The sequence below is a fragment of the Pectobacterium sp. CFBP8739 genome (genome assembly GCF_013449375.1).
Lineage (GTDB): Bacteria > Pseudomonadota > Gammaproteobacteria > Enterobacterales > Enterobacteriaceae > Pectobacterium.
In genome coordinates, this window is sequence record NZ_JACDRR010000012.1 from 16,757 (window position 1) to 37,461 (window position 20,705).

12 protein-coding genes are annotated in these 20,705 nt (G+C 53.4%); 3 read left to right on the forward strand and 9 right to left on the reverse strand.

What is annotated here, in order from left to right:
* The first annotated feature begins 94 nt into the window (after nt 1–94).
* A complete protein-coding gene (gene lysC / locus H0247_RS12400; protein WP_180742818.1) occupies nt 95–1,471 on the forward strand; it encodes a lysine-sensitive aspartokinase 3 in 1,377 nt (458 codons plus the stop codon).
* A 369-nt stretch (nt 1,472–1,840) separates the two neighbouring features.
* Here lysC and H0247_RS12405 read toward each other — a convergent pair whose 3' ends face one another.
* Nucleotides 1,841–3,487 carry a Na/Pi cotransporter family protein gene (locus H0247_RS12405; protein ID WP_180742819.1) on the reverse strand — a complete coding sequence of 549 codons (1,647 nt, stop codon included), beginning with the start codon at nt 3,485–3,487 and terminating at the stop codon, nt 1,841–1,843.
* Between the two features lie 305 nt (nt 3,488–3,792).
* On the opposite strand from H0247_RS12405, the gene H0247_RS12410 reads away from it, so the two are divergent.
* Nucleotides 3,793–5,247 carry a DASS family sodium-coupled anion symporter gene (locus tag H0247_RS12410; RefSeq protein WP_180742820.1) on the forward strand — a complete coding sequence of 485 codons (1,455 nt, stop codon included), beginning with the start codon at nt 3,793–3,795 and terminating at the stop codon, nt 5,245–5,247.
* Between the two features lie 71 nt (nt 5,248–5,318).
* On the opposite strand, the gene H0247_RS12415 is transcribed toward H0247_RS12410, so the two are convergent.
* The 3 genes from H0247_RS12415 to metH form a co-directional block, all read right to left on the reverse strand.
* Entirely contained in the window at nt 5,319–7,424 is a 2,106-nt protein-coding gene (locus H0247_RS12415) for a TonB-dependent siderophore receptor (RefSeq protein WP_180742821.1), read from the reverse strand.
* Between the two features lie 183 nt (nt 7,425–7,607).
* Complete coding sequence (locus H0247_RS12420; protein WP_180742822.1) at nt 7,608–8,564, reverse strand: AraC family transcriptional regulator; 957 nt, start codon at nt 8,562–8,564, stop codon at nt 7,608–7,610.
* A 622-nt stretch (nt 8,565–9,186) separates the two neighbouring features.
* Nucleotides 9,187–12,870, reverse strand: a complete 3,684-nt coding sequence (gene metH, locus H0247_RS12425; protein WP_180742823.1) for a methionine synthase — start codon at nt 12,868–12,870, stop codon at nt 9,187–9,189.
* A 193-nt stretch (nt 12,871–13,063) separates the two neighbouring features.
* Here metH and iclR point away from each other — a divergent pair, with 193 nt between their 5' ends.
* On the forward strand, nt 13,064–13,894 hold the full coding sequence (iclR, locus tag H0247_RS12430; RefSeq protein WP_180742824.1) for a glyoxylate bypass operon transcriptional repressor IclR: 831 nt from the start codon (nt 13,064–13,066) through the stop codon (nt 13,892–13,894).
* Nucleotides 13,895–14,168: 274 nt separating this feature from the next.
* Here the strand turns inward: iclR and aceK are convergent, their stop codons facing one another.
* From aceK to H0247_RS12455, 5 genes are all read right to left on the reverse strand, one after another.
* Entirely contained in the window at nt 14,169–15,944 is a 1,776-nt protein-coding gene (gene aceK, locus H0247_RS12435) for a bifunctional isocitrate dehydrogenase kinase/phosphatase (protein ID WP_180742831.1), read from the reverse strand.
* 49 nt (nt 15,945–15,993) lie between these two features.
* Nucleotides 15,994–17,301 carry an isocitrate lyase gene (aceA, locus tag H0247_RS12440; protein WP_180742825.1) on the reverse strand — a complete coding sequence of 436 codons (1,308 nt, stop codon included), beginning with the start codon at nt 17,299–17,301 and terminating at the stop codon, nt 15,994–15,996.
* Nucleotides 17,302–17,332: 31 nt separating this feature from the next.
* A complete protein-coding gene (gene aceB / locus H0247_RS12445) occupies nt 17,333–18,931 on the reverse strand; it encodes a malate synthase A (protein WP_180742826.1) in 1,599 nt (532 codons plus the stop codon).
* 282 nt (nt 18,932–19,213) lie between these two features.
* Nucleotides 19,214–20,143 carry a homoserine O-succinyltransferase gene (gene metA, locus H0247_RS12450; RefSeq protein WP_180742827.1) on the reverse strand — a complete coding sequence of 310 codons (930 nt, stop codon included), beginning with the start codon at nt 20,141–20,143 and terminating at the stop codon, nt 19,214–19,216.
* A 130-nt stretch (nt 20,144–20,273) separates the two neighbouring features.
* Nucleotides 20,274–20,705, reverse strand: a 432-nt coding sequence (locus tag H0247_RS12455; RefSeq protein ID WP_370463335.1) for a YjaA family stress response protein, incomplete at its 5' end; no start/stop codon positions are given.

Consider the following 20,705-nt stretch of genomic DNA (forward strand, 5'->3'; position numbering starts at 1 on the left):
GCCCCCTACTTTTGCTCTCCCCCTGTGCCAAGGCTGATTAATGGAATGCTGTTTACTGAAAAACAGCCTACCCCCTGACACGAGGTTTTTTGACATGTCTGCAACTGAAGTCTCCGCAAACGCGAATTCTACCGTTATTGCCAAATTTGGCGGCACCAGCGTGGCGGACTTTGACGCCATGAATCGCAGTGCCGATGTGGTGTTATCCAATCCGAATGTGCGCGTTGTGGTGCTGTCGGCGTCGGCAGGTATCACGAATTTACTGGTCGCGCTCGCAGAAGGGTTAGCTCCGGAAGCGCGCGCCGAGCATCTGGCGAAAATCCGCCAGATCCAATACGCCATCATCGATAAACTAACCAATCAAAACGTTATTCGCGATGAAATTGACCGCATGCTGGACAACGTCACCACGCTGTCTGAAGCGGCGGCGCTTGCCACATCGAACGCCCTGACCGATGAACTGGTCAGCCACGGCGAACTGATGTCTACCCTGCTGTTTGTCGAGATTCTGCGCCAGCGTGATGTCGTGGCAGAATGGTTCGATGTGCGCAAAATCATGCGCACCGACGATCACTTTGGCCGTGCACAGCCGGACTGCGACGTGCTGGGCGAACTGACGCGCAGCCAGTTGCAGCCACGTCTTGAGCAAGGTCTGGTGATTACACAGGGCTTCATCGGCAGTGAGGCGAAAGGCCGCACGACTACACTGGGTCGCGGCGGTAGTGATTATACGGCGGCGCTGCTGGGCGAAGCCCTCAACGTCAGCCGGATTGACATCTGGACTGATGTGCCTGGCATCTACACCACCGATCCTCGCGTGGTGCCGACAGCAAAACGCATCGACCAGATCATGTTTGAAGAAGCGGCCGAAATGGCGACATTTGGCGCGAAAGTCCTGCACCCAGCCACGTTGCTGCCTGCGGTACGTAGCGATATCCCTGTATTCGTCGGCTCCAGTAAAGATCCGGCCGCTGGTGGTACGCTGGTGTGCAATAAAACCGAAAACCCGCCGCTGTTCCGCGCGCTAGCGCTGCGTCGTAAACAAACGCTGCTTAAGCTGTATAGTCTGAACATGCTGCACGCACGCGGTTTTCTGGCCGAAGTGTTCAGCATTCTGGCACGTCACAACATCTCCGTTGACCTGATCACCACATCAGAAGTCAACGTCGCGCTGACGCTCGACACCACCGGTTCCACCTCCACGGGCGACAGCCTGCTGTCCAGCGCCCTGCTGACTGAACTGTCATCACTGTGTCGTGTCGAGGTTGAAGAGAATCTGTCGCTGGTCGCGCTGATCGGCAACAATCTGTCTCAGGCCTGTGGCGTCGGGAAGGAAGTGTTTGGCGTACTGGAACCTTTCCGCATTCGCCTGATCTGCTACGGTGCCAGCAGCAACAACCTGTGTTTCCTGGTTCCTGGCGACGACGCCGAACGCGTGGTACAGACGCTGCACCGCAGCCTGTTCGAGTAGATTCACGACGTCTAGTCTGTCTCTTCGTCATATTCTTATGCAGACGCGGATTTTGCCGTTATTCGGCGTAAAAAATTATGCTGAGGAGATGGCTGGCTTAGGATGAGCCGCATGGACGCGGCGAAAGCTTGCGCCACGCATGGAGCGTGTCGCAAGCGGTCCGTTAAGCCCGATATCGACGAAGGCACCGCGTCAGCGGCATAATTTCCGCCGAAAGCCTGGGGTCACGGGGCGAGCGGCGTCTGAGCCGTCCCGTGTCGGGCGCGTGCTACGAGGTAGCATGAAAATGGCAGCATTATCGCGCACGAAACTATCTCTCAATCAGCATAAAAATAGACGGCTGTATCCAGTGAAACCCCACAAAGAGAATCACAGCGTCAGCGGTGATTCTTCGCGTTCTTCCTCACCATCCTGCTGCACAATCAAGACGTTATACGCCACTGCGCAGAACAGTGAATTCAGTCGGTTCATGTCCCCGAGTAAGCTCAAATGGAGCGAACTGGTTTCCAGGCTCTGTACGTTGTGCTGATGTAAACGATCAACATGCGCATGGGCATAACGACGGTTCATAATGCGGAAGCGGTGTTTGGCACGGCGCAGGCGTTTCGCGCTAGTGACATCCTCCGACAGGAAAACCGACAGTCCCAGACGCAGATTCGCCAGCAGCTGTTCATGTAGATGGTTCAACTCTTCCAGACCCTGCGCGGAAAATGCCATACGTACACCGGAGGAATGATTGGCGATGTCGTCTGCCATGCGCTCGATAATATCTCCCGCCTGCTCCAGATTCAGCGCCACTTCGATCACCTCAGCCCAGCGTCGGGAATCCCGCTCATCCAACCCGTCTTTCTGAATCTGCGCCAGATAGAGCTTAATCGCGGTGTAAAGAATATCGACATCATCATCAAGCCGGCGAATCTCCCGGCGTTGCATAGGGTCGCCCTGCAACACGTCGCGGTACAACCGCAGCATCTGCTCCAGCACATCGCCAATTCGCAGCGTTTCCCGCGCGGCGTTGGCTAGCGCCAGCGCTGGCGTGTCCAGCGAATGGGTATCCAAATGGCGCGGTTTCATCTGGACATCGACCTGCGGTGAGTCCGCAATCATCGCACAAGACAAGCGAGCCACCACGCCGGTAAGCGGAATGAGCAGCAGGCAACGGATCAGGTTGTAAAACAGGTGGAAATAAATCACCAGCTCTTCGGCCCCCAGCGGAATACGCGTCAGCCAGCGCGAAAGCGGCTCAACCAGTGGCATCACGACGAGACACCCGAGCAGCTTAAACAGCATGCTGCCGAGCGCCACGCGCCGCCCCTCTGCATTCTGCGTCGAGGTGCTCATCATCGTCAGTAATCCGCTCCCCAGATTGGCACCAATGACCAGACACATCGCCACTTCCAGCGAGATCACACCGCTCGCCGTCAATGTTGCCGTCAGCAGCACCGCCGCCAGACTGGAATAGGTAATCACCGCGAACAACGCGCCAGCCAGAGCGTCCAACATGATGTCGCCCGTCAACGAGGAGAACAGCACCTTCACGCCCGACGCTTGCGTGATCGGAGCGGCAGCCACGACAATCATTTCCAACGCCAGCAAAATCAGCCCGAGCCCGATCGCCACACGACCAATTTGACCCACCCGTGTTTGCTTACGGCTAAGGAAGAAGATTACGCCAAGAAAAATCAGCAGCGGAGACAGCCAAGACAGGTCGAACGTCAGAATTCGCACCATCAGCGCCGTTCCGACATCTGCCCCGAGAATAATCACCAGGGCTGGCGTTAGCGCCACCAGTCCCTGTGAGACAAATGAAGTTGTCAGCAATGCGGTCGCATTGCTGCTCTGCACCAGCGCAGTAACACCAATGCCCGCCATAAAAGCCAACGGTTTTTTCTCAACGCTGTCGCTGAGAACCCGTCGTAACTGGGTGCCATAAACTCGCATGATACCGGTACGGACAATGTGAGTGCCCCACACCAGTAACGCAATCGCAGAAAGGAGATTCAACAGTGTTAACAAAAAGTCCGCGCCTCCAGCTAAACATGTGTTGATGAAAGACAATCTGTTGATGACGTAGTACACCATCATCTTACCAGATGTTAGCAGGCCATACTGCGAGGCAGCCCGCGCCAGAGTAAAATTGCCCTCCAATCAATTAATGATAAAAATTAATTAACTGACAATATTTAAAAAACAGAATCCAAATCAATAAGCCGATAATTTTGCCTCACGCCTTCCCTAGTTAGCGCTATGATCTTTTTATCCCTATAACTCTTATGGGTTATAACCCCGCAGTATTCCGCTAGCTCGTGTAAGGAAAATGGATGAAGACGAAAACCTCGTATGGACTGAACTGGCTCCCACTGATCGTGATTCTTGCTATCGCCGCCTTGTTTTGGCAAATGGCCCCTCCAACGGGTTTAAGTCCCGCCGGCTGGCACTCCGCCGTCATTTTCGTCGCAACGATCGTGTCTATTGTCGCGAATGTTCTTCCGATTGGGGCTATCGGCATTATCAGTATCACGCTCTTTGCACTGACGTATGCCGCAGGGGATAAAACGGCCAGCGGCGCAATACAGACCGCACTTAGCGATCTGAACAGCTCGCTGATCTGGCTGATTGTTGTGGCATTCATGATTGCTCGCGGATTTATCAAAACGGGTCTGGGCCGCCGCATCGCCTTGCAGATGATCCGCCTGCTTGGGAAACGCACGCTGGGTCTGGCTTACGGATTGGCCTTCGCCGATCTGGTGCTGTCTCCTGCGATGCCAAGCAATACCGCACGCTGCGGCGGAATTATTTATCCGATTGCCGATTCGCTATCGCGCAGCTTTGATTCCAAACCGGAAGATGCCTCACGCAGCAAGATCGGTACTTTCTTGATTACCTGCATCGGTAACGTTAACGATGTGACAGCGGCGCTGTTTATGACCGCCTACACTGGCAACCTGCTAGCGGTGAAACTTGCGGCCAACGCAGGGGTGACCATCTCCTGGGGAAGCTGGTTTCTGGCAGCGCTCGTGCCCTGTTTGATCTCTCTGGCCATTGTTCCCCTGCTCGTGTACTGGCTGACCAAGCCGGAAATTCGCCATACGCCGGATGCACCAAAACTGGCCGTCGCCGAGCTGGCAAAGATGGGTAACATGAGCCGCGGTGAATGGCTGATGGCCTTCACCGTCGTCCTGCTGTTAGTGCTGTGGATTTTTGGCGATAAATTAGGTGTGGATGCCACGACGGCCTCGTTCGTCGGTCTGTCTTTCCTGCTGTTAACCGGCGTACTGAGCTGGGAAGACGTGAAGAGCGAGAAAGGCGCCTGGGATACGCTGATTTGGTTCGCCGCCCTGTTGATGATGGCGAATCAGTTGAAAAAACTCGGCTTCACTAACTGGTTTGGCGATCTCATCGGTAGCAACATCGGCCACCTGATGCAGGGAACCAGTTGGGTATTGGTGCTATTGTTGCTAAATGCGGCCTATTTCTACACCCACTATTTCTTCGCCAGCGGCAACGCGCAGATCGCCGCGCTTTTTGCGGTGTTCCTCGGTGTCGGGATCAACCTGAACATTCCCGCAGTGCCGATGGCGTTCATGCTGGCGTTTACCAGTAGCCTGTACTGTTCACTGACCCAATATACCCACGCACGCGGCCCCATCCTGTTCGGCGCGGGTTACGTGCCCACCGCCGTCTGGTGGCGTACCGGATTCGTCGTCAGTTTGGTGAATCAAGCGATCTTTATGAGCGCGGGTCTGCTGTGGTGGAAAGCGATTGGCCTGTATTGATCGTTAGCGAATAAATGATGTGAAAAAGCCGGGGAAACCCGGCTTTCGTTTTATTACAGCAACACACGCGATCAGAATGAATAAGAGACACTGCCGACGACGCTGCGTTCGGCACCGAAGTAACAAAACTCCAGCGAGTTACAGGCGGAGATATAACGTTTGTCGGTCAGGTTGTTCACATTAAGCTGCGCACTCAACCCTTTCAGGCCCACCTTCGAGAGATCGTATCCCACTGCCAGATCCACCAGCGTATAAGACGGCAGCGTATGGGTATTGGCACGATCAGAGGTCACACCGTTCACGTAACGCACGCCGGAACCTATCGTCAGGCCGTCCAAGGGACCGCTTTTGACATCATAGCTGGCCCAGGCACTGGCCTGATTGCGCGGCGCATACACCACACGTTTTCCTTGCTCAGCCACACTGCTCTTCTTATAGCGAATATCCGTATAAGTATAAGCCGCTTGCAGGCTCAGATTCTCCGTAACATGGCTCACGGCCTCCAGCTCCACCCCTTCCGATTCGATTTCACCCACGGAACGGTAAGGGTCGTTAGGCTGAACTTTGGTCGCTACGTTCTTCTGATTAATACGGAATACCGACAGGCTGTACTGATCTTGAGAACCTTCAGGCTGATACTTCATCCCGGCTTCCCACTGCTTGCCTTTCATCGGTTCCAGTACGTTGCCGTTATCATCAGCGAAGCTGGTCGGCGTAAAGGCCGTGGAATAGCTGACATACGGCGCAAAACCATTGTCAAACAGGTAGAGCAACGCGGCACGCGAGCTAAAGTTGTTTTTATCCAACTCGCTGTGCGTTCCTTTCGTCTGGTTAATGTGGGTGACTTTCACCTGATCGTGACGACCGCCCAACGTTAAACGCCAGCGTTCCCAGCTCATTTGATCCTGCACATAGATGCCGGTTTGTTGCAGCTTGTGTTTTTCCAGCGTGCCAGACATGTCTGTTGGCCCAGCACCGTAAACAGGGTTAAACGCGTCGATCGCTGGGAAGGAACCCGAAGGCCAGTTCATATTGTTATTACGCTGCTGATAATCGATCCCCACCAGCAGACGGTGGTTTACCGCACCGGTATCCACGCTACCATCGAGCTGATTATCTAACGTGAGCGCCGACAGCGACTCACGGGAACCCGAGTAGTAACGGGTCAGTGTATTGTTACCCAACGGTTCCCAGCCATAGGCATATACCTGATCCAAATGCACCTTGGTACGCAAATAACGCAGTTTTTGGCGTACAGCCCAGCCGCTATCAAAACCATGCTCAAAGTTGTATCCCACCATGTTTTGTTTACGGTCATATTTCTCATAGTTCTCTTCCCCTTCATAGAAGGTATTCGAGATTTTCCGCCCGTTATGCGCCACCACCGTGCCGTCATACGGTAAACCCGAGTGACTGCCACCCTCAGGATCGCGTTGCAGGTAAGCCATCAATTCCATACGAGTTTTATCGGAAATCAGCCACAGCAGGCTAGGCGCAACCGCATAGCGCTCCTCTTTCAGCGGCCCAAATTGGGTATCAGCCTCACGCACCATCCCGCCCAGACGGAATGCAAAACGCTCGTCGTCATCCAGCGGACCGGTAACATCAAACGCTGCACCGCGCTGGGCATTGTTGCCTGCGAAAAGTTTGATCTGCCCGCTGCGATCGAACGACGGCTGACGGGAATTCAGCGCCACAATCCCACCTGGAGAAGAACGCCCGTAGAGTACGGACGCCGGGCCTCTGACCACTTCAATGCTGTCGAGAAACCAGGGATCGATAACCAGTGAGCTATGGGAGTTGGTATCCCCCATCATCTTCAGCCCGTCGAGATAGACGTTATCGAGACTGCCGTCGGAAAAGCCGCGCAGCACCATGTAGTCAAAACGATTAGACGCGCCGATTTGGTTGTTGTACACGCCCGGCGTATAGCCGACCGCCTGACGAACGCTGGTCGCACCCTGTTCCTGAATCTGATCGCGCGTAATGATAGAAACGGCCTGAGGAGTCTCGATATCGGGCGTTTCCAGCTTAGTCGCGCCGCGTTGCGTTTGAGACGTCACGACTAACGTATCACCCTGAGAAGAAGAGGATGGCGTATCCTGCGCCAGTGCCGACACAGTGAATCCACTGGTGAAACAGCCGACCACCAGCGCCAGCCGCGTTTTTCTGAACATGGGAATCTCCACAGACCTTATTATTGTAAATAAGAATTATTACCGCTTTTAGCCTTGCGATAGCTATGCGCAGTGACAACTTGCGTATGCGTAATGACAAAACGGGAACTCAGTGAGAAAACGCCAGTCAGGCAGGCAGCCTCTGACATAAATAACGTTCGGGAGAGTTAATGAAGGGAAACACTAGCTGGGAATACGTGCATCGCTCGGCGCCATACCGTAGCGTCGCCGGAAAGCCGTAGCAAAGTTGGTCGCGTGCTGGTAGCCCGACATCCAGGCCGCCTGCTGAACGCTGTATCCTTGCACCAGATAGCGCCGAGCCAGTTCCAGCCGACAATCACGCAGATAGTCAAAGACCGAATGGCCATACGCCTGACGAAACTTGGTGCGCAGGCTGCTGCTGCTCATCGCGGCCAACTGCGCCAGCTCATTAAGGGTGTACGCTTTTTCAGGCTGTTGCGCCAGAAGCCGCCGAACGTTCTCCAGCCGCTCCTGCTCGCCGGGCGGAGGCAGTACGCGCCGTTCTCCGCCACGTTGCCCGAATGACAGGCCTTGCCCCAGCAGTTGTAGCATTACGCCTTCCAACATCAGTTGGCGCGATAACCCCGGCACGGTGTTTTCCAGCGCGTGCTGCAACCCAGATAATAAATAGCCGGGAACCTGCCATAAAAATGTCGGTTTTCCTTCCTGTTCCCACTCGCTCAGCAACGAGCCCAACAGCGGATTCAAAGCAAAAGTGGCGGGAAAAATACCCAGTGATACGGTACGAAGGTGACAATCCGCAAGGTGGCTGGCGTTCATAACTAACGGGTCGCCCAGCCGAGTGCTGAATGCCATACCGGCTCGCACCACAAACTCCTTACCGTTCAGACGCAGCGCGACGCACCCTTCCAGCACCACCAGCGTATAAAACGGGCAACAGTGTAAAGACGTCGATTCGTAGGGCTGTAACACGCGCACGTTGGAGTTCGTCAGGCAAATACCGGAGGAGAGCGTCATCTCTTCGACATCCCCCTGCACGACGATACGTTTTTCTTTCGTTCGATCACGACAAGACAACAGCTGCGGGAAGTGGTAATCGATCCCGTAGCGTTCACCGATGTCGAAGAAATCCTCAATGGAAAAGAGTCGTTTGAGCATGAGCGAGAAGATACCCTCATCCTGTTTAACGCCCAGAATCAGGCCAGCGGTTAGCGGAAATGACGTGGAATGAAGACAGAAAAATGCTTTCTGCTTAATTGGTGCTCACCTTACCATTACCATAAAATCGCATCAATAAGACTGATAACTATTCTCATCATAATGAGTTTCATGTGATGACAGGTTTAGAGGCAAAAAACATCCACGAGCTAATCAGTTTTGTTTTCCAACTGGCGTTAAAAATTATACTGAGGCGGGCGAGGCCGCCGTTGTGAGCAGCATGGACGCTGCGAAAGCTAGTGCCGCGCCGGACAAAACGTCAAAGACGTTTTGAACAGCACTTGTGCTGGCCCGCAGGGCGAACCCCATTTATGGGGTGAGTAAGCGCGTCACTAGCGGCACGATTAGCGTTCTCGAATGCCGAAGGAACCGCGCAGCGGTATAATTTCGCCAGAAAGCCTGGGTTCTCAGGGCAGCGGCGATTGAGCGCCCTGAGCGGGCGTGGCGCTAGTGCCACAGAGAAATAATGTGGTCTATCACGCACGAAACGCCCCCTCACTGACATAGTTGAGATGACAACCTCTCCAAGGTTGATGTTGTCATACTCGACTTACGTCGAAACTTAATCGGTATCATAGCCGAGGTTTGGTGCTAACCAGCGCTCTACCTCGCTCACTTCCATACCTTTACGCACCGCGTAATCCTCAACCTGATCGTGCTGGATTTGTGCGACGGCGAAGTATTTGCTGTCGGGGTGGCTGAAATACCAGCCGGATACCGATGCCCCCGGCCACATGGCATAAGACTCGGTGAGCTTCATGCCGGTATGCTTTTCCACATCCAACAACTGCCAGATTTGCGCTTTCTCCGTGTGATCCGGGCACGCTGGATAGCCCGGCGCGGGGCGAATACCCTGATAGTTTTCTCGAATCAGCAGCTCATTACTGAGGTTCTCATTCGGCGCATAGCCCCAGTACACCTTACGCACACGCTCATGCAGATATTCCGCAAAGGCTTCCGCCAGACGGTCAGCGATCGCCTTCACCATGATCTTGTTGTAATCATCATGCTGAGCTTCCCATTGATCGGCCAACGTATCTTCTTCCAGCCCGCCAGTGACCGCAAAGGCACCGAGATAATCTGGCTTACCGCCAGACTTCGGCGCCACGAAGTCGGACAGGCAATAATTCGGGAACTCAGTTTTCTCCGTCTGCTGACGCAGATGGTGGCTGACTGACAGCACCGTTTCACGCCGTTCATCGGTATAAATCACCACGTCATCCCCAACGCGGTTCGCTGGGAATAAGCCCACCACACCACGGGGGTTCAGCGCACCGTGCGCGGATAAGTCATCCAGCATCGCGTTGGCATCGGCAAACAGGCGTTTAGCTTCTTCTCCCACCACCTCATCTTCCAGAATGCGAGGATATTTTCCCGCCAGCGACCAGGTCATAAAGAACGGCGTCCAGTCGATGTAGTTGCGCAGCGTTTCAATGCTGGCCGTCACTTCCTGAACGCCCAAACGATGCGCCACCGGCGGTGTGTAACTTTCCCAATCCAGCGCTGAGGCATTCGCGCGAGCCGCTTCCAGCGTTACTGGCGGCGTTCGCGGCTTTTTACGCGCGTGCTGAATGCGCACGGTTTCGTACTCTTTACGGGTGCGCGCAACAAAGTCGTCATACTGCGTACTGGACAGCAGCGCTGACACCACACCAACAGAGCGGGACGCATTCTGCACGTAGACCGTCGGGCCGCTGTAGTTCTGCTCAATCTTCACGGCGGTATGCGCTTTAGACGTCGTCGCGCCGCCAATCAGCAGCGGCAGCGTAAAGCCCTGACGCTCCATCTCTTTCGCCACGTTGACCATTTCATCCAGCGACGGCGTAATCAGCCCAGATAACCCGATGATATCGACGTTCTCTTCACGCGCGGTCTTCAGGATCTTATCCGTCGGCACCATCACGCCCAGATCGATAATTTCGTAGTTGTTACATTGCAGCACCACGCCGACGATATTCTTACCGATATCGTGAACATCGCCTTTAACCGTCGCCAACAGGATCTTCCCAGCTGACGTGCCTTTGGCTTTGCTCGCTTCAATATAGGGTTCGAGATAGGCCACCGCCTGCTTCATCACGCGGGCAGATTTCACCACCTGCGGCAAAAACATTTTCCCCGCGCCAAACAGATCGCCAACGACGTTCATGCCATCCATCAGCGGGCCTTCAATCACCTCTATCGGCCGTGCAGCCTGCTGGCGCGCTTCTTCGGTATCCAGCTCAATAAATTCGGTAATGCCTTTCACCAGCGAATATTCCAGCCGTTTCTTCACATCCCAGCCGCGCCACTCCGCCTGCGTTTTACTGCCTTCATCTTCTGTTTTGCTGCCGCGGTATTTTTCTGCCAGTTCAAGCATACGTTCGGTGGCATCGCTGCGACGGTTCAGGATCACGTCCTCCACCGCCTCGCGCAGTTCCGCAGGGAGATCGTCATAGATCGCCAATTGCCCAGCATTCACGATCCCCATGTCCATGCCGTTGCGGATCGCGTGATAAAGGAAGACGGCGTGGATCGCTTCACGCACCAGATCGTTGCCGCGAAATGAGAAGGAAACGTTAGATACACCGCCGGAGATCATCGCATGGGGCAACTGCGCCTTGATGTCAGCACAGGCCTCAATGAAATCCACTGCGTAGTTGTTGTGTTCATCGATCCCCGTTGCCACGGCGAAAATGTTCGGGTCGAAGATGATATCTTCCGGTGGGAAGCCAACTTCTTCCGTCAGGATGCGGTAAGCACGCCGACAAATCTCAATTTTACGTGCGCGGGTGTCCGCCTGACCGACTTCATCAAAGGCCATGACCACCACGGCGGCACCATAGCGCCGTACCAACTTGGCATGATGAACAAAGGCCTCAACGCCTTCCTTCATGGAGATCGAGTTAACAATCCCTTTGCCCTGAATACATTTAAGCCCTTTCTCAACCACGTCCCATTTTGAGGAATCGATCATGATCGGCACACGGGCAATATCCGGCTCGCCAGCAATGAGGTTCAGGAAACGGATCATCGCCGCTTCCGCATCCAGCATGCCTTCATCCATGTTGATATCGATGATCTGCGCGCCGCTTTCTACCTGCTGACGGGCGACGTCCAGCGCTTCGCTGTATTTCTCTTCTTTGATCAGTCGTTTAAAACGCGCAGAGCCGGTAACGTTCGTCCGTTCCCCGACGTTAACAAACAGGGTTTTGGCATCGATAGTCAGCGGTTCCAGGCCGGATAAGCGGCAGGCGACCGGGATCTCCGGCAGCTTGCGCGGCGGCACGCCTTCCACCACTTTCGCCATCGCGGCAATGTGTGCGGGCGTCGATCCGCAGCAGCCACCGACGATATTCAGAAAACCGGATCGCGCCCATTCGCCGATATGTTTCGCCATATCGGCCGGATCCAGATCATACTCCCCAAAGGCGTTGGGCAGCCCTGCATTGGGGTGCGCGCTCACATAGCATTCTGAAATACGGGACAGCTCAGCGACATACTGGCGCAGTTCATCTGGCCCCAGCGCACAGTTCAGACCGAACGAGAGCGGGCGAGAATGGCGTAGAGAGTTGTAAAACGCTTCTGTTGTCTGGCCGGATAGCGTACGCCCTGACGCATCCGTGATCGTGCCGGAAATCATCACCGGCAATGTGATCCCTAATGCTTCAAATTCACTTTCAACCGCGAAACTCGCCGCTTTGGCATTCAAGGTATCGAAAATGGTTTCGATCATGATCAGATCGACGCCGCCTGCGATCAGTGCGCGTGTCGATTCGCGATACGCCTCCACCAGTTGATCAAAACTGACGTTGCGAAACGCCGGATCGTTTACATCGGGAGAGATCGACGCAGTGCGGTTGGTCGGGCCGAGCACACCAGCAACATAACGCGGTTTATGCGGCGTTAATGCCGTCCATTTATCCGCGCTAGCGCGCGCGAGCTGTGCGGCGACGGTATTCATTTCCGCCGACAGCGACTGCATATCATAGTCCGCCATCGCAATGGTGGTGGCATTGAAGGTGTTGGTTTCGAGAATGTCGGCACCAGCTTCCAGATAAGCATCATGGATTTCGCTAATCACCTGCGGCCTGGTGAGCACCAGCAGATCGTTATTTCCCTTCACATCGTTCGGCCAGTCGGCAAAGCGCTCGCCGCGATAATCTGCTTCCTGTAGGCGATAACCCTGGATCATGGTTCCCATACCACCATCCAGCACCATAATGCGTTGCGCCAACTGACGCCGTAATTCATCTACCCGATTACTCACGCGAACCCCATTCCCAGCCAATAAATACGATATCTATTGCGTCTATCCTAGCATAAGTAATGAACACACTAACGCCGTGCAGCATGAGACTTTTTCAGATCATTTGCCGATAAAAAACCCAGAGAAAGAAGAGTTGCATTCTGCGGCAAAAAAACGAAAATCAATTCCATTACCATAAAAAGGAATCGACGCCATGACGCCACCAGAGCCAGCCAAACGAGGGAAAAAACCCCGATCCAGCACGGGCGCTACCGCACAGCCGACCGGGCAGGTTCAGTCGCTGACCCGTGGCCTGACGCTGCTGGAGTATATCGCCAGAGCAAACGGCAGCGTGGCGCTAACCGATCTCGCTCAACAGGCAGGTTTACCGAATTCTACGACCCATCGCCTGCTCACGACCATGCAACAGCAGGGCTTTGTGCGTCAGGTTGGCGATTTGGGGCTGTGGACGATTGGCTCACACGCGTTTATCGTCGGCAGTAGCTTTCTGCAAAGCCGCAACCTGCTAGCGATTGTGCATCCGATAGTACGCAAGCTGATGGAAGATTCGGGCGAAACCGTCAATCTGGCCGTGCTTGATAAGACCGACAGCCAGGCGATCATTATCGATCAGGTGCAGTGCACGGCACTGATGCGTATGTCTGCGCCGATCGGCGGTAAGCTGCCGATGCATGCTTCTGGTGCCGGGAAAGCCTTTCTGGCGCATTTGCCTGATGCACAGGTCGCTCAGTTGCTGCACAAAAAAGGGCTGCACGGCTACACGCCACACACGTTTAGTTCGCCGCAAGCCCTGAAGGAAAACCTGTCGCTGATTCGCAAGCAGGGCTATTCCTTCGATGACGAAGAGCACGCGCTGGGGCTACGCTGTATCGCAGCCTGTATTTTGGATGAACACCACGACGCCTTCGCCGCCATTTCCATCTCCGGCCCCGTATCTCGCATCACGGACGACCGCGTCACGGAGCTCGGCGCACTGGTGATCAAAGCCGCCAAGCAGGTGATGCAGGAATACAGCGGGTTATAAGCCTTTTAGATGCATGTTTATGCAGATTGTGGAAGGTTTCGTGCGCAATAGTGCCGTTATTTTCATGCTACTTCGTAGCACGCGCCCGACACAGGGCGCTCAGTCGCCGCCGCCCTGTGTACCCAGGCTTTCCGGCTAAATTATGCCGCTGACGCGGTTCCATCGGTGTTCCTGACCGCTAGTCGAGCCGCCAGTGACGCGTTCCCTACGCGGCACTGGCTTTCGCGACGTCCTGTCGCTCACTCGGCGGTCAAACCCACCGCTGCATAATTTTTTACGCCGGATAACAACAAAAACCAGAACCATTCTCAGCAGTTGTGTACCGCGGATCAGCACGCTGGCTGAAGCGCTTCCTCCGCCGGTAGGCGTACACATCCTCAATATGCCCTTCCCTGATACGCTGCTGTAGCGCCCGCCAGTAATCCGCGCAAAACAGATCGCCGTGCATTTCCTCAAACAGCGTGCGAATGTGGTGGTCGCTACACAGGAAATGGGGGAACTCTTCGGGAAACACATCATTCGGCGCAACGCTGTACCACGGCTCTGCGGCCAGTTCATCTTCCGGGTGACGCGGCGGTGGTATTTTGCGGAAATTCACCTCGGTCATGTAGCAAATTTCATCGTAGTCATAAAACACAACCCGCCCATGACGCGTGACGCCGAAATTCTTGAATAGCATGTCGCCGGGGAAAATGTTCGCCGCCGCCAGCTGTTTGATGGCATTGCCATACTCTTCAATCACATCATGCAACTGCTGTGCATTTGCCTGCTCCAGATAGAGATTCAGCGGCGTCATCCGGCGTTCCATGTACAAGTGCCGAATCACCAACCGATCGCCCAGATCTTCCAACTTCTCTGGCACCTCATGCCAAAGCTCATCCAGCAACTCTGGACTGAGACGATGTTTATCGATGACGAAGTTTTCATATTCCTGCGTATCCGCCATGCGCCCTACACGATCGTGCTCTTTCACCAGTTGATAGCACGCCATGACCCGCTCCGCACTCACCTCTTTCTGCGGCGCAAAACGATCTTTGATGACCTTAAAGACGCGATCGAAAGAAGGCAGCGTAAACACCAGCATCACCATCCCTTTCACGCCGGGCGCGATGATGAACTGCTCTTCTGATTCAGCAATGTAGTGCAGATATTCACGGTAATACTCGGTTTTACTGTGCTTCTGGCAGCCAATAGCCAAATAAAGCTCCGCTGTCGTCTTCCCCGGCAAAATATCCCGCAGCCAGGCCACCAGCGCAGACGGCAGCGGGGCATACACCATGAAGTAAGAGCGGGCGAAACCAAACACAATGCTGGCATCCGACTGACTGGTTAAGCAGGTATCAATAAATAGCGCACCGCGCTCATTGTGGTGAATCGGCAACAGGAACGGAAAAATACCGTCAGGGAGCGACAGCTTGCCCACCAGCCAGGCCGCTTTGTTGCGATAAAACAGCTCGTTAGCCACCTGTAATGTCGCCTGAGCCAGCTGCTCCGCAGAGAAAGTGCGCTGTAAATACGCCGCGATATAACCAATATCACGTGGCAAATCTTCCCACGGTAACCGCAGCGGCACATCACCCAACAATTTTTCCAACATGTTCTGCCAGCCGTCGGTTGGCATAAATGTCTTGGCGATAGGTCGGGGAATCTCACGAAAACGCTGTTCAGGCTGAGAACTGAAAACAAATAGCTTATCCGGCGTCAGTTCCCGATGGTTAAACAGCCGACAGTAGACAGAATTAAAGAAACTCTCAGCAATCTCAAAGCGCGGGTAGTCCGGCAGTAAGCGGGTGTAGATATGCTTCACTCGCGCCAAAAAATCCGCGTCATCACAGCGGATACCGGTAATACAGCGCAACTGTTCGACCACCAAACCCACGTGGTGATCGTATAGATGAATACGCTGTCTCATTGCCTGTTGTACGGCAGGCCAGTCAGCCTGTTCAAAGCGCTGCTGCGCCCCCGCCGTCACTTCGAGAAAACGTCCATATTGCGCATCAAACCCTTGCAGGATCGTCTGCGCCACCAGCTTTTCAAGGTCACGCGTCATCATGATCTCCCGATGAAACCCGGCCAGCGGTTCACTGACCGGGTTAGGATCAGAACTGTTGTTCTTCCGTCGATCCCGTCAGCGCCGTCACCGAAGACTCGCCTCCCTGAATGATGTTTGTCACCTTATCGAAGTAGCCGGTTCCTACCTCCTGCTGATGTGATGAGAAGGTATAGCCATCCTTAATCGCTTCAAACTCAGGCTGCTGTACTTTTTCTACGTAGTGTCTCATCCCTTCGCCCTGCGCATAGGCATGCGCCAGGTCAAACATGTTGAACCACATACTGTGGATACCCGCCAGCGTAATGAACTGATACTTGTAGCCCATCGCCGACAACTCGTCCTGAAAACGCGCAATCGTGCTGTCATCCAGATTCTTCTTCCAGTTAAAGGAAGGTGAACAGTTGTATGCCAGCAGCTTACCGGGGAACTTCGCATGGATAGCTTCAGCAAAACGGCGCGCCAGCGATAAATCCGGTGTAGACGTTTCACACCACACCAGATCGGCATAAGGTGCATAGGCCAAACCGCGGCTGATAGCCTGCTCAATCCCCGCACGGGTACGATAGAATCCCTCTACCGTACGTTCTCCGGTGATGAAGTCACGATCGTATTTATCACAGTCAGACGTCAGCAAATCCGCCGCATCCGCATCGGTTCGCGCAACCAGTAAAGTAGGCACCCCCAACACATCTGCCGCCAGACGTGCGGCAATTAGCTTCTGAACTGCTTCCTGAGTGGGAACCAGCACTTTACCGCCCATGTGGCCGCATTTTTTCGCCGATGCCAGTTGGTCCTCAAAGTGAACCGCTGCGGCTCCCGCTTCAATCATCGATTTCATCAGCTCAAACGCGTTAAGCACGCCGCCGAATCCCGCTTCCGCATCTGCCACAATCGGCAGGAAGTAGTCGGTATGGCGCTTGTCGCTCGGCTCGATGTGGTTTGCCCATTGGATCTGATCGGCACGCCGAAACGTATTATTGATGCGTTCAATCACCGCAGGCACAGAATTCGCCGGGTAGAGCGACTGATCGGGATACATGCTCGACGCCAGATTGGCATCCGCCGCCACCTGCCAGCCGGAAAGGTAAATCGCTTCAATACCGGCTTTCGCCTGCTGTAAAGCCTGTCCGCCCGTCAGCGCCCCCAGGCAATTCACATAGCCTTTGCGGGCGCCACCATGCAGTAGATTCCACAACTTAGCTGCACCGAGCTGCGCGAGCGTACATTCCGGGTTCACCGAGCCCCGTAGATTAATCACATCTTCTGCGCTGTAAGGGCGCGTAATGCCTTCCCAGCGGGCGGTTTTCCACTCTTTTTCAATATGCTGGACTTGTTGGGTACGAGAGGTCGTCATAGCAGAGGTTCCTTTTTATTATCAGTCAGGGTTAATCAAGCAGTGCGTAGCCGGGTAATGTCAGGAAGTCGACCAGCTCATCTTGCGTGGTAATTTGCTCCATCAGCCGGGCGGCATCATCAAAGCGCCCTCCGCTGAAACGGGCATCACCGAGCTCTTCCTGAATCACAAACATCTCTTCGGCCAACATCTGGCGGAACAGCGCCTTGGTGATCACGCGACCATCGCTCAATGTCTTGCCGTGACGAATCCACTGCCAAATTGAGGTACGGGAAATTTCTGCCGTCGCTGCGTCCTCCATCAGCCCATAAATCGGGACGCAGCCATTACCGGATATCCATGCTTCGATGTACTGCACCGCAACACGGATATTCGCGCGCATCCCCACTTCCGTGCGCTCTCCCGGACAAGGCTCCAGCAATTCCTCGGCGCGAATGGGGGCATCTTGCTCACGGCGAATATCGAGCTGATTTTTACGCTCACCTAACGCCCGATCGAACACCTCCATCACCGCATCTGCCAGCCCCGGATGAGCCACCCAGGTACCATCATGCCCATTGTGAGCTTCCAGCTCTTTGTCTTTACGAACCTTGTCTAACACCCAGTTATTACGTTCCGCATCCTTACTTGGGATGAACGCCGCCATCCCACCCATGGCGAACGCACCACGGCGATGGCAGGTTTTGATCAACAGCCGTGAGTAAGCGCTAAGGAAGGGTTTTTCCATCGTCACCGACTGGCGGTCGGGCAAAACGCGATCGCCGTGGTTCTTTAATGTTTTGATATAGCTGAAGATGTAGTCCCAGCGGCCGCAGTTCAGCCCAACGATATGATCGCGCAAGTGGTAGAGGATTTCGTCCATCTGGAAAACGGCAGGCAGCGTTTCAATCAACACCGTGGCTTTGATCGTCCCGCGTGGCAGGTCAAAACGATCTTCGGTATAGCAGAAAACATCATTCCACCAGGCCGCTTCCTGCCATGACTGCGTCTTTGGCAGATAGAAATAAGGGCCACTACCTTTCTTCAGTAGTTCCTGATAGTTGTGGAAAAAATACAGCGCGAAGTCGAACAGGCTGCCGGGAATCGCTTCCCCCTGCCAGGACACGTGTTTTTCGGGCAGATGCAAACCGCGAACGCGGCAAATCAATACGGCAGGGTTGGGTTTCAGTTGGTAGACCTTTCCTGTTTCATTGATGTAGGAAATCGTACCGCGTACGGCATCACGCAAGTTGATTTGCCCATCGATCACCTTTTCCCATCCCGGTGACAGCGAATCCTCAAAGTCCGCCATGAAAACTTTCACGTTGGCATTTAATGCATTGATCACCATCTTGCGTTCGACCGGACCGGTAATCTCAACGCGACGATCCTGAAGGTCATCGGGAATACCGCGTATTGTCCACGCTTTATCACGAATGGAAGCCATTTCTGAAATAAAATCAGGTAGATTACCCTGATCGATATTACGCTGCTGGATCTGCCGTTCGGCGAGCAACTGATTACGTGCCGGTGTGAAATGCGCGACCAGCTCCGTTAAAAAATCAATCGATTCCTCCGTAAGAATTTGCTTCTCACCTTCACCAAAACGCTGACTAAACGCCAATTCTCTGCTTATCGTCTGCTGCATCATTCGTGGTTCCTTTTCAGATTCCGCTTCATTTATCAACAACCGCCAAATCGGCAAACCAGTATGTACATTTCTTAGCCGACAGAATTAAGCGTAATACAAGAAAAAACAAAATCAAAAACAATTTCCATTTTTATGTAATTTTAAGCATAACTTATTAATAAAAATGAAGATAAAAATAGAAATAGAAAAGAAATGACTTTCACTCATTAATAGAAATGAAATGGTTCAGCACAAAAAGAAAGGCACCTTAAAAGGTGCCTTAGAGAAAAGAAGGAAGATGGCTTAGTCCAGCGTAGGATTCATGCGACGTAAATCATAAGGCGTAATCTGGTAAACGTAGTAATTCAGCCAGTTAACAAAAAGCAGATGTCCGTGGCTACGCCAGCTCGCTTTCGGCGCTAATTCAGGGTTGTCGTCAGGGAAATAGTTAACCGGAACCGCCGGATCCAACCCAGCGTCGTAATCACGGAAAAATTCTCCCGCTAGCGTGAGGGCATCATACTCTGGGTGTCCAGTAACAAACGCCAGACGCTTATCTTTACTGGCAAACAGATAGGCGCCAGCTTGTTCTGACTCAACCAAAATATCCAAATCTGTGTGTTGTCGAATCACATCAACCGGAAAATCCGCATAGCGCGAATGTGGTGCCAGGAACGTTTCGTCAAAACCACGGGTCAGCAATGCATGGGGTTGTAACGTTTGATGAGTATAAACGCCAGATAGCTTTTCCTTACGGGTCATCTTAGGAATACCGTAGAGGATATTGAGAGCGGCCTGCACAGCCCAACACACGAATAATGTGGAGGTAACATGCTCTTTTGCCCACTCAATGACGCGTGCGATCTGTGGCCAATAAACAACATCGCAGAAATCGACTAATCCCAGCGGTGCGCCAGTGACAATCAAGCCATCAAAGTTTTCATTCTGAATGTCCTCAAAATCACAGTAGAAGTTATTCAAATGCTCAGCCGGCGTATTCTTTGATTCACGACTATCGATACGCAACAGCTGGATATCAATCTGTAGGGGAGAATTGGATAACAGGCGCAGAAACTGGTTTTCAGTCTCAATTTTTTTAGGCATCAGGTTCAGCACCAGCACTTTGAGGGGACGAATTTCCTGCGTTTTAGCACGCGAGGACGTCATGACAAAGACGTTCTCATTACGCAGAAAATTGACGGCTGGTAACTCATCAGGAACCCGAATTGGCATAACCTTATATCCTCAAAGCATACGTTTAAACGTTTAGACATCCAGATGCCCGAAGATAGCGAGTTTTCGTTCTAATGTCGAGTGCTCAGCGCATAAGGTGAAAATGTTTCACGAGATTCAGTATGCACCATCAGAACGACTTCTGCTGAATACGTTTGAGCGCGTCAGAATCACTCAGAGGAACAGCGCTAGAAATAACAATGAGCCTAGATTTACGATAGCTCATGACGGTGATCTCCTGAAGTATGCGTTCCTCTACAGGAGAAAGCCCTCCTTCATTCATCTCCAGAGCGTGAATCAGTAGTGTTGTGCTACTGAACCAGTTACACCAATTACAGGGAGCAACCTGACGAACAACACCCCGTAGAGTCTCTGCGGCATTCATAAAATCAGCGACCAAAATTCTATTGTTGCTAAATGCACTCTGTGTGGAAGCCTCACGCAGAGTGGAAAGATTACGTACGGTTATTTGATTTTTACGGATCTGGATATAGAGATTCATTACGGGTCTTCCTGACGGTGTTGTCTTCTCCAAAGTTTGCACAGCAAAAAGCCCCTGTCT